The following is a 4,544-nucleotide window of genomic DNA, read 5'->3' on the forward strand; positions in this document are numbered from 1 at the left end:
CTCCACCACACGCTGAACAGGCTGGCAGATGATCTCCGCGCCGGTGAGCCCAAGGGTCGCGGCGTTCGCGCGCAGCGTGTGGGTAACAGCGGGCTCCTGATCAACGAGCAGGGCGTGCGACGCCCCCCTCGACAACGCTTCGAAGCCGACCGCGCCGCTGCCAGCATAGAGATCGGCGAACCGCGCGCCGCGCAGCTCCACAATCGATGTGAGCGTGTTGAACAGCCCCTCCCGCGCCCGGTCCGATGTCGGGCGGGTCCGCTCGCCCGGCGGTACCCGGATGGGTCGCCCGCGCGCGGTACCACCGATGATCCGCGTCATCCCTTCTCCAGATAGGCGGCCGTACTCTCATCGAGCGTCGCCGCGAGTGCGGCGGCCAGGGCCGGCTGCGCCGACAGCTGCGGATCAACGCACATCAGGGCCGTCGCCTCGTCCCGCGCGGACCGGATCAGTTCCTCATCCTTGAGCAGCTCCAGCAAGCGCAGCGATCGGCGACCACCGGACTGGGCCGCGCCCAGCACGTCGCCCTCGCGCCGCTGCGCGAGGTCGAGGCGGGCGAGCTGCGCACCGTCGGCGGTGGCGGCCACCGCGGCCAGCCGCTCCCAGGCGGGCGATCCGTGTTCGGCCTCGGTGTACAGCAGGCACCACCCAGGCGCGCTGCCACGCCCAACCCGGCCCCGCAGCTGATGCAGCTGGGAAATGCCGAAACGGTCGGCATCCGCGATGACCATCACGGTCGCGTTGGGCACATCGACCCCGACCTCGATCACCGTGGTGGCCACGAGAACATCGATGTCACCCGCCGCGAACTTCGTCATGACCTCGTCCTTGTCATCCGGGCGCAGGCGGCCGTGCAACGCCGCGGCCCGGAGCCCGACGAGCTCGGTGTCACGCAACGCCGGGAGCAGGTCGAGCACGGCTGCGCTCGGCCTACGCCCGTCCTCGGACCCGGCCGTGGCGTCCCACGTGTCCCCGTCGATCATGCCTGGCGGCGCACCGCCGGAGAAAGCGGCCAAGGAGCCAGGCAGGACGCCATCGGCGGCATCGGGCGGAGCGTCGGCGGCGGCATCATCCTCGCCGATCCGCGGGCAGACGACATACGCCTGATGGCCCTTGGCAACCTCGTCCCGGACACGGCCCCACATCCGGTCCGTCCAGACCTTGTTGGTCGCGGGCACGACGAACGAGGCGATCGGCGACCGGCCGGCGGGCAGCTCGGTCAGAGTGGAAACCTCCAGATCACCGAAAACGGTCATCGCGACCGTGCGCGGGATCGGCGTGGCCGTCATCACCAGCACATGCGGCGGACGGGCGGACCGGGAGCGCAGCGCGTCCCGCTGCTCGACCCCGAAACGGTGCTGTTCGTCCACGACGACCAAGGCGAGGTCGCGGAAGGTCACCGACTCCTCCAGGAGCGCATGCGTCCCCACCACCAGGCCGGCGCTGCCATCCGCCACCGCCCCGAGCGCCTCGCGCCGCGACCTCACCCCGAGAGAACCCGTCACCAGCACGATCCTCGTCGCCAGTGGCGCGGCGTCCAGCTCACCTGCCCGTCCCAACGGACCGAGCAGGTTACGCAGACTGCGTAGATGCTGGCTGGCAAGTGTCTCGGTGGGCGCGAGCAGCACCGCCTGACCGCCCGCGTCCACCGCGGCGAGCATGGCCCGCAACGCCACCACGGTCTTGCCGGAACCAACCTCGCCCTGCAACAGCCGGTGCATCGGGAACGGCCGGGCAATCTCGGCCTTGATGGTCTCGCCGACCGCGCGCTGGCCGGCGGTCAGCGGGAACGGCAATGCCGCGTCGAACGCCGCCAGCAGACCGTCCGCCCGAGGAACCCGCGCTGTCGCCGCTGTCTGCTCGTTGTCGAGTCGACGCCGCGCGAGCGCGACCTGCAGGATAAGCGCCTCGTCCCATTTCAGGCGAAGCCGGCCACGGGCAACCTCCGCCCACGACGACGGTTGGTGGACGAGGCGGTAGGCATCGAGCAGGCCTACCAACCGGTACTTGTCCCGAATGGCCGCGGGCAGCGGATCGTCGAGCTCGGTGAGCCCGGCGAGCAGGATTCGCACGCAGCTGCCAATCTTCCAGCTGGGCAGTTTCACCGCCGACGGGTAGATCGGGACGAGACCGCTCGCAAAGCTCTCAGCGCCGCCGTGCGTCCCCGGATCAGCGCTCTCAGCGTCCAGCAGGTGCACCTCGGGATTGGTCAGCTGCCGCCGGCCGCGGTACTCCTCCACCTTGCCCGCGAACAGCGCGGTGACGCCCTGCCGTAGGTTTCGCTCCTGCCAGACCTGATTGAAGAACGTCAGCAGGAGGTTGTGGCTGCCGTCGGTGACGGTGACGGTGAGCATGGAGCGTCTGCGCTCCCGCATCGGACGCCGCTTCACGCTGACGACCTGTGCCTGCACCGTGACCACCTCCCCGACAGCCAGGTTCGCGAGGTCGGTCAGTTCACCGCGTTCGTGATAACGCCGGGGCAGATGCGCAAGCAGGTCACCGCTTGTCTCCAGGCTCAGAGCATCGGCGAGCGCGGTGGCCGTTGCCGCACCCACCACGTCCCGCAGCCGCGTCGTCTGGTCGATCACACACCCGATCCTGCCTGACGGCGCCGACAACTTTCAGGTCCCACAGCATCCGATGCCAGACCCCGCCATCCGGACCCAGTCCGGAAGAAGGCTGACGAACAACGAAGAACAGGTCAGCGGCAGCATCTGCAGTGGTCCGGCTCTGGTAGCCAGCGGCACCCGGCTGGTAGCGCGGACATAGCGGTTCGTACGCGGTCGCCGGGCACAAGCCGGTCCGCAGAGCGACGGTGATCGAGCTGTGCCCGTAACCATAGTGGCTGGTGGTTCAACACTTGCTGGGAGGCAAGCCTCAACGCTGTATCCGCACCGCTCTGTGGCCGGGCGGGCCGGATCCCGATATATGACACTGTTCGCACCACCCACACCCACCTGTACGGTGCGGCCATGCCGAATCCGTCCACACCCCACGACGCGGTGTTCCGCCGGATCCTCAGCACACCCTCAAACGCCGCATCACACCTACGAGCAACGCTACCAACAGCCCTCACCACCCGACTCAACCTCGATCAGCTAGTCCTCGTCCCCGGCAGCCTGATCGACGCCACCCTCCGATGGCGACACACCGACCTGCTGTTCACCGTCCCACTCGACGGCCGCACAGCCTTCGTCTACATACTCATCGAGCACCAAAGCAGCAACGACCCCCTGATGGCATTCCGCATGCTGCGCTACGTCATACGTATCTGGGACCGCCACCTCGGCGATCACCCCACAACAACCCGGCTACCAGCCGTACTCCCCCTCGTCGTACACCACAACGAACAAGCATGGACCGCACCACTCGAAGTAGCCGACCTGATCGACCTGGACGACCACGACCGTGCCGCCGGCTGGAAGGACCACCTACCCCGGTTCCGGTTCCTCCTCGACGACCTGGTCCGCATCGACGAACGACAACTACGGCAACGCCCCCTGACACACGCGACACGACTCACCCTGCTCCTCCTCAAAATCGCCCCCGGAAATCCCCAGCTGGCCTCAGATCTACAGCCATGGGTAGACGAGCTACGCGCAGTGCTGGCCGGCCCCGACGGTAAGGAGGAGTTCACAGCGCTCCTGCGTTACATTGATCTGGTCGGGGACGCAGACACCCATGACCAGCTACATGATCTGATGGCCGCTGTCGGTCCTGACGCGGAGGAGGCCTACATGACCATCGCGGAGACCCTCAAAGCCGAAGGCCGCGCCGAGGGCCGCGCCGAGGGCCGCGCCGAGACGCTGCTCCAGCTGCTGGCCCTCAAGTTCGGTCCACTTCCCGAACCGGTACTTACCACTGTCCGCAACGCCTCCATCGACAAGCTCCAGGCCTGGACCGCCCGCGTCCTGACCACCGACAGCCTCAACAAGCTCCTCGACTGACCAACAGGCACACCACAAAGCCCGTTCCTTGATCTGCCGTACGTCACGAGTCGGCCATCAAGGCCACTCACGCGCCCATGAGAGTCACCGCGAAATGGTGGCGCCACGTGGTGTGACCACGCGACGGTGAGCGGACCTCGCTCGCCGGTCCGGCCCCGTGCCTGGACATCGACCTCGACGAGGAGTGCGGTGGAACGCGCGATCACCGAGGCCGGTGCAGTCTCGTCTTCAGCCGGCCCAAGCGGCTTGGGCCACAAGCGCACACGGTTTGCTGAAGGAGTCACCCCGCGGCAGACGGTCCCACCGCGTTAGCCGGACATCGGTGGGGTACCCTCGGTTGACTACCGCGCACGCGGTATGATCATTACTATCTTCCGGCGGAGTGTTCTCGTGTCTTCGGTGTGTGACGTCTGCGGCAAGGGGCCGGGCTTCGGCATGTCGGTCTCCCACTCCCACCGGCGCACGCGGCGGCGCTGGAACCCCAACATCCAGACCGTGCATGCGCTCATCGGCAAAACGCCCAAGCGTCTCAACGTGTGCACTTCCTGCATTAAGGCTGGCAAGGTCACCCGCGCGTAGCGTCGGGCGCGGGTGGCA

At 67.7% G+C, this 4,544-nt stretch carries 4 protein-coding genes; 2 read left to right on the forward strand and 2 right to left on the reverse strand.

The annotated features are described in order from the left end of the window. Both MJ783_RS11205 and recG read right to left on the reverse strand, forming a co-directional pair. A partial coding sequence (locus tag MJ783_RS11205) for an RsmD family RNA methyltransferase (protein ID WP_239310341.1) occupies window positions 1-321 on the reverse strand: 321 nt, incomplete at its 3' end. Continuing rightward, entirely contained in the window at window positions 318-2,588 is a 2,271-nt protein-coding gene (gene recG, locus MJ783_RS11210) for an ATP-dependent DNA helicase RecG (protein ID WP_239310342.1), read from the reverse strand. The genes MJ783_RS11205 and recG, both read right to left, overlap by 4 nt. Before the next feature lie 384 nt (window positions 2,589-2,972). Here recG and MJ783_RS11215 point away from each other — a divergent pair, with 384 nt between their 5' ends. Both MJ783_RS11215 and rpmB read left to right on the forward strand, forming a co-directional pair. Further along, window positions 2,973-3,947: an Rpn family recombination-promoting nuclease/putative transposase gene (locus tag MJ783_RS11215; protein ID WP_239310343.1), complete on the forward strand. Its 975-nt coding sequence runs from the start codon at window positions 2,973-2,975 to the stop codon at window positions 3,945-3,947. A gap of 390 nt (window positions 3,948-4,337) precedes the next feature. Further along, window positions 4,338-4,526, forward strand: a complete 189-nt coding sequence (rpmB, locus tag MJ783_RS11220; RefSeq protein ID WP_239310361.1) for a 50S ribosomal protein L28 — start codon at window positions 4,338-4,340, stop codon at window positions 4,524-4,526. The last annotated feature ends 18 nt before the right edge of the window (window positions 4,527-4,544 follow it).

Origin of the sequence: Protofrankia sp. Cj3 (assembly GCF_917627355.1) — a bacterium.
Taxonomy (GTDB): Bacteria; Actinomycetota; Actinomycetes; order Frankiales; family Frankiaceae; genus Protofrankia.